Below are 5,760 nucleotides of genomic sequence, written 5' to 3'. Positions count from 1 at the left end.
GCGATCGTGTACTTCGACACCAAGCACGACGACCAGGGCGACCGCGACATCAGCATCGACAGCAAGAAGACCAGCCTCACCGCCTTCCGCACCCTGGCCGCCAACAACCTGTTCAACGTCAAGATCAGCTGAACCACCGCACGACCCCACGAGCCGCCCGGCGAACCAGCCGGGCGGCTCAACCGCATTCCCGGCACTCCCCGAGGCGAGGGCCGTCCGGGTGCGTCTCGTCGACGGCGGCCACTCGATGCCGCCGCGTCCTGCCAGTCCCTCAACAGAGGGACTAATCCCAGCTCAGACGTCAAACGGAAAGCTAAGAGCCTGTTGATCGATTTCAGTTGAAGGTGCGGCGGAGTTGGCGTCGTGCAGGCGTTCCGCGGGTGATCCGGCGGAGCATGCCGTCGATCGCGGCCCAGCGGATGTCCGCTGCGGAGACCACCGGCCGGCGTTCGTGGTCTCGAGCCGGCCGGCGGTGGGCGGTGAGCCAGGCCGGCGTCCTTTCCACTACCCGGTGGCGCGGATGCACGGCAAGCGGCGCTGTTCGGCGGGTTTATGCACGATCTCGACGGTGGTCTTGAGCGTGGTGTGGGCCCGGTCGATGAACCGCCCGGCAAAGCCTTGATCGGCGAAGGCGTGCCGGGCCGGCAGGCGACGCCTGGTCCGGGAGGAATGGCCGACAAGGGCGCTAAGTGGGTGTGAGAGGTTCTCATGTAGACGGGGCGTTGTGTGAAATCGGAGGCAGGCAGTTTGGTAAGGATTCGGCTCGGCTGAGCGAGGATCGGGGATACTTATCCGGCGGGGGCGCCTCGGTGCGCGCGCTACGTGCCGGTCTCGGGAGTCCGCGGGCGCCGCGGCTCGGGCTTTCCCTCTGATGCAACGGACGGGATGGATGCAGGCATGGGAGTCGTGGGCAAGATCTATTCGATGGTCGCGCAGCCGGCGCAGTCGACCTATCTGGGGTTCGAGATCGGAGGCATTCTCAGCACCCTGGACGTGACGCTGGGCCAGGAGGTCAAGGGTATTCCACAGCAGGATCTGTACGACATTGTCCGGTCCGATCGGGGCGCGCCGACCGCGCGGCCGCAGTTCGATTCCGCGGGGGTCGGGGGTCTGTTCTATGAGTACTCGCTGGCCTCCCTGCGAAACGAGGATCGCAAGGCCTCGGTGGACAGCGCCTTGAACTCGCGGGAGAACATCTACTACTCCAAGTATGCGAACGCGGCAGGAATCATCTCGACCATCCGGGCCCGGTATTCCCGCCTGTCTGCGACATCGAAGAACAACAGGCTTGGGTGGCTCACGGATATTGCCGAGGAGCAGCATCTGCTGCTACAGCAGGCATACATCGACGACGACCGCGCCGGCGTGGTCAAGGAGACCTCCAGTTCCGTGCAGTCGACGACCCGGAGTTCGGCCGGCTCCGACAGGCGCGGCGTGTTTGTCCAGGAGAGTGTGGGGCGGTACGTGGACAAGGGGCACACCGTGCCGCGAACGCTGCCGGATCCTGCAACGCCCGCCGGTTACCAGCAGTTCCAGTTCACGACCGCCGGCCAGCGGGCACTGGCCGACACCGGCGGAAGGAACTACGAACGTTCGGAAACGAACGAGTCAGGTCGAAGCGCGGAAGCCGCCACATACACCGATTACGACTACCGGACTCCTCTTCTGGACGCGCGGGCGCGGCTGCACCGTGCACACATCAGTCTCGAGGACGAGAAGTTCGAGCTCTACATGTTTGAGCAAAACATTCCACATCTCGAGAAGATCTTCGCGAACGAGTTGGATTCCGTCGACAACGATCTGTATCAACTGCAGGTCGCCCTGATTCGTTCATATCTCACCAGCTCCTTCTCCGGTCGCGTCACCGGTGTCTACAAGACACCAGGTGATTCGGTCAGCGCCGGTGAACCGGTCGTCCGTGTGGAGAACAACCAGTCCTCGTTCCTGATTGCTGACGTAGAGCACCTCGGGGCGATCCCGCTCGGGGCGACGGCGACCGTCGGCACCGCGCCTTTTGGAGGCCCGGTCACCTCGATCGCCGGTTCCGTTGCCGCGGCACGTGGTCTGACCTCCGTGGGGCGATGGGAGGTCGTAGTGAAGATCCCCAACCTTGACGCCGCCGGAGTTGAGATCTTCCCGCCGGGCTACTGCTTCGACCCGAATCAGACGGACATCACCATTGTCTAGGGCGGACCGACCGCGCGGCCGTTCCTCGGGGCGACCACGATGACAGGGAAAGAGGGGGACGCCACCGGCCAGGGCGGGGGCTCCGACATCGGCGGGGGCGGTCCCGGGGCGACCGAGATCTCCGCGTTGCTTGCCTATATGCATCATTGGGTGTTCGAAACCGACGGCGACCTGACCCAGAACACCGGTTACCGCGGCGACAAGTTCGGCAAGGCGCGCGTCCAGGCCGACGACCCGCACACGGACGGGCGTCCGTCGGTTCGGGGCAGCCTGCCCGCGCACCCCCACCAGAATCTGACGATCATCCCAGCGCCTCAGACCGATTCGTCGCGTGACTCGTTCAGGAGTGACACGGCGGGCAAGTCAGGGCCCCTGGTCGACCTGACGTCGCGACCGTATTCCAGGGAGGCGCCCGCCGGGGGGCCCAGGCCAGGCGCGCCGTTCTCGGCGCTGCGGCAGCCGAGCCTGCTTGCCGCTCCGGATCTGCTCGCAGAGAGAAGCACTCCCTCGTGCAACCCGGAGCGCACGTCGTGCCTCCCGCCCACGAGGAGCGACGCCAGTTCATCGAGCGCGGACCGTCAACTGCAGGCGGAGATGGATGAGAGCTTCCTGGCTCTTCAAGACCTCGCTCAGAAGAAGGCCTCCGTGATGGGCGCTCCGCAGGTCGCGGCCGCAGAGTTGGCTACGCGGGCCGCGCAGATCGCCGCGAGCGACGAGTACAAGCTGGGCTACGCGGTCGCCAGCCTGCGCGATCATCCGCCAGAGGTGACGCACTCCCCGGTCTTGAATGGGCTGGGGCACATGGCCCGCGGTGCCGTCGTGGCGGGCGGTTCGGGGCTGGTGATTTACGGATCCGGCGGGCTCGTCCTGCTTCTCGGCGGCGCCATGGGTGTGGCCGCAGGCACGGCTGAGTTCGCATCGGGCTTCGCAATGGCGGTTAGCGGGGCAGAGAGCAAGGATGTCCTGCGGATGTCGGGGCAACTTGAGTACGTCTTCGACCTGACGGCCTCTCCGTCGGCCTTGGCTCTCGGCACGACCGGGCTGGTCATCTCCGACGGCGACATGGACGTGTCGCACGGACTGGCTGTCGCCGGGGACGCCGCCGAGGGGCTCTCGCGGTTCAGGGGCGACCCGTCCAAGCTGTACTCCGGGATCGGGCTCGGTTCAGGCAAGCGCTCGCAGGCAGGCTCGTCCGTCCTCCTCCTCAAGGATGTGAAGGCGCTCGGTTACACCGCACGCGCCTCGACCAGCGAGGTCGTGTTCAGCCGGATGACACGGGATTTCACTGCGAGCGAGCTGGAGGCCATTGAGGCCTTCCGAACGGAAGTGGCGAGATCGGGTCGTCTCGACCTGGCCGGAGCGGCCGCGCATCGGGCCCTCGGCGCCGCGGGGCCGGGCGGCGGCGTCGACGTCGTCCGATCGGCAGGAGCATTTCAGCAGGAGTACAAGTTCCACGGTTCACACACCGGCATCGAAACGGGTCTCATGGATCTCGCAGCCACGCAGAGCCTGAACTACTCGATCAAGTACCAACTCGACATGCAGCGCCTGGAGTTGCAACAACTAGTTCCGATCCGGTCGGTGGTCCACATCTGGGTGTCTCCGACGGACGCGGCGAAGTACGTCAAATAGGGGAAATTTCATCAGCGAACCCCCGTCCAACATGGAGATCCAGCACGAAGAAAGAGGTTGGTTCGATGGCCCAATCGATCAGAGTGCTTTACCGCAGTGTTCACGGACGATGCAAGATGAACTTCAACTGGCCTCCCATCAATCGAGAGTCTGCCGTCATCATCACGGCGGCTGAATGGAGGGCCGGTGGGGATCCATTCGATGACCGCGGCCGGCCGTTCATCGGCGATGCCAACATCTACATTACAAACGTTGCTCCGCACAATCCCGAAGGAGGAAGTGGCGGTGTCGAATTCTGCCTCCATGTCGACTGGGACTCACCTCTGCATGTTCAGGTCACGATTTCGGTGCTCGAGCCCATCGAGGATTTCATTTTCGTGATGTAGCTGGGCGAGTCCGCTGCCTCTGGCGGCCGGGTCGGCCGGTGAACCGTCCGGCAAGCTCGACGACGCTGAACCCACGTCGTGCGCCGCGCCACCCCGGAAGCTTGCTGTCAACGGTCCCCTTGATGCCATTGTTGCCCGGCTGCGGGTGCCGGGCGGGGGATCCGGACCGCGCAGAGCAGGGCGGCGAACAGCGACGCCGCGAACACCATCATCGCGATCGAGTAGGACCGGGGGCTCGGCAGGCCGGAGACGCCGGCCGACCAGGTCAGGATGGTTCCGCCCAGGGTCGCGCCGAGGCCGCCGCCGACGGTGCGCATCACGGTGTTGATCGCGGCGGACACGCCGGTCTGCTCGCGCGGCACCGCCTCGACCACCAGCGCACCCACCGCCGCGAAGGCCAGGCCGACCCCCGCGCCCATGAGCAGCACGGCGAGGCAGACCTGCACCAGCGTGCCGTGCAGAACCGCCAGCAGGAGATACGCCGAACCGGCCGTCGCCGTGCCCGCGGCGAGCGCCGCGCGCGGGCCGTGCCGGCGTACCAGCAGGCTCTGCACGGGCATGACCAGCAGCGTGCCCAGCGCGGTCGGCAGCATCACCAGCCCGACCACGGTGGGGCTGGCGCCGAAGCCGATCCCGCTGCTCGCCGGCTGGGCGACCAGCAGCGGCACCAGCATCCACGAGCCGAACATCCCGACGCCGAGCAGCAGGGTGGCGGCGTTGGTGGCGCGGACCGTCGGCAGGGCGAGGGTGCGCAGGTCGACGAGCGGATGCCGGGCCCGGCGCTGGGTGACCAGCCACAGCGCGGCGACCGCGGGCACGGCCAGGGCGGGGGTGGCGACCTGCGGGGCCGTCCACCCGTACGTGCCGGAGAGGCTGATCGCCAGCAGCAGCAGGCCGAGCCAGGCGGCCAGCAGGACGGCGCCGAGCCAGTCGACGCGGCCGCCGTCGCGGCGCCGGGTGCCGGGCGGGAGCAGCGCCGCCACCGGGATCGCGGCGAGCGCGGACACCAGCGCGGGGATGCCGAACAGCCAGCGCGACGACGCCACCGAGAGCAGCGGTCCGGCGGCGATCGTGCCGGCGGCGCCGCCCAGGCTCATCACCGTGGAGACGGCGACGAACGCGCGGGGCCGGCGCTCCGGCGGCAGGTGGTCGCGGATCAGGGCGAAGCAGAGCGGGAAGACCGCGCCGCCGAGGCCCTGCACGGCCCGGCCGGCGACCATCGGGGCGAGCCCGTCGGCGAGGGCCGAGATGGTCGAGCCGGCGCTCATCGCGGCGAGCGCCCCGAGCATGACGCGGCGCTTTCCGTGCAGGTCGCCGAGCCGGCCCAGCAGCGGCGTGGAGACGGACGCGCTGAGCAGGAAGGCGGTGAGTATCCAGGCGGCGCCGGAGGGGGTGGTGCCGAGTTCGCGCCGGAAGACGCCGAGGGCGGGTACGACAAGCGATTGCAGCACCGAGTAGGCGGAGGTGGCCAGGCAGAGCCCGGCGAGGACGGCCGGGGCGCGGGCGGCGGTGGCGGCCGGGAGCAGGACCGGCGGCGGCCCGGCGGGCACCTGCG

The 5,760-nt window shown here is 67.8% G+C and carries 4 protein-coding genes; 3 read left to right on the top strand and 1 reads right to left on the bottom strand.

Going from position 1 to position 5,760, the window contains the following annotated elements:
- Positions 1-906 precede the first annotated feature (906 nt).
- The 3 genes from AB0F10_RS43720 (at position 907) to AB0F10_RS43710 (ending at position 4,205) form a co-directional block, all read left to right on the top strand.
- Entirely contained in the window at positions 907-2,187 is a 1,281-nt protein-coding gene (locus tag AB0F10_RS43720; RefSeq protein WP_360640051.1) for a hypothetical protein, read from the top strand.
- 39 nt (positions 2,188-2,226) lie between these two features.
- The gene (locus AB0F10_RS43715; RefSeq protein WP_360640048.1) at positions 2,227-3,819 is read left to right on the top strand and encodes a hypothetical protein; all 1,593 of its coding nucleotides are present in this window, start codon (positions 2,227-2,229) and stop codon (positions 3,817-3,819) included.
- Positions 3,820-3,935: 116 nt separating this feature from the next.
- Complete coding sequence (locus AB0F10_RS43710; protein ID WP_360640045.1) at positions 3,936-4,205, top strand: hypothetical protein; 270 nt, start codon at positions 3,936-3,938, stop codon at positions 4,203-4,205.
- 107 nt (positions 4,206-4,312) lie between these two features.
- Here the strand turns inward: AB0F10_RS43710 and AB0F10_RS43705 are convergent.
- Positions 4,313-5,760, bottom strand: a 1,448-nt coding sequence (locus tag AB0F10_RS43705) for an MFS transporter (protein ID WP_360640043.1), incomplete at its 5' end; no start/stop codon positions are given.

It is taken from the genome of Actinoplanes sp. NPDC026623 (genome assembly GCF_040638275.1).
Classification (GTDB): Bacteria; Actinomycetota; Actinomycetes; order Mycobacteriales; family Micromonosporaceae; genus Actinoplanes.
This window is presented reverse-complemented; position numbering and strand designations above follow the sequence as displayed.

Bases quoted from the DNA above. Each gene is read 5' to 3' on its own strand.
- AB0F10_RS43710 (WP_360640045.1), top strand. From the start codon at position 3,936: ATGAACTTCAACTGGCCTCCCATCAATCGAGAGTCTGCCGTCATCATC.
- AB0F10_RS43715 (WP_360640048.1), top strand. From the start codon at position 2,227: ATGACAGGGAAAGAGGGGGACGCCACCGGCCAGGGCGGGGGCTCCGAC.